This window comes from Paraburkholderia sp. SIMBA_053, from assembly GCF_046534895.1.
In the GTDB taxonomy this organism is placed as follows: Bacteria; Pseudomonadota; Gammaproteobacteria; order Burkholderiales; family Burkholderiaceae; genus Paraburkholderia; species Paraburkholderia caledonica.
Map to the genome: position 1 here is coordinate 1 of NZ_JAWRXU010000665.1, position 273 is coordinate 273.

The 273-nt window shown below is 48.7% G+C and carries 1 protein-coding gene; it reads left to right on the plus strand.

What is annotated here, in order from left to right; all coding sequences use genetic code 11:
* On the plus strand, positions 1-273 hold a 273-nt coding region (locus tag SB753_RS37255; protein WP_410805162.1), incomplete at both ends, for a hypothetical protein.

Below are 273 nucleotides of genomic sequence, written 5' to 3' on the forward strand. Positions count from 1 at the left end.
GTCGATGCAGGCAAAGCCAAGGTGAAACTGAACAATTGGGTGCGCCTGCATGATCACAACATCTCACAGAAAGTGAAGGTGATTGTGGAGCACTTCAAAAAGAACGTAATGGGCTTATTGGGCGGTCAGGCGAAAGCCATGGTGGTGACCAGCTCACGCAAAGAGGCAGTGCGCTATAAACTGGCTTTTGACAAATACGTGGCTGAAAACGGTTATTCCGGCATTCAGGCCATGGTGGCTTTCTCTGGTGAAGTTGAGTTTCATCCGAATGAT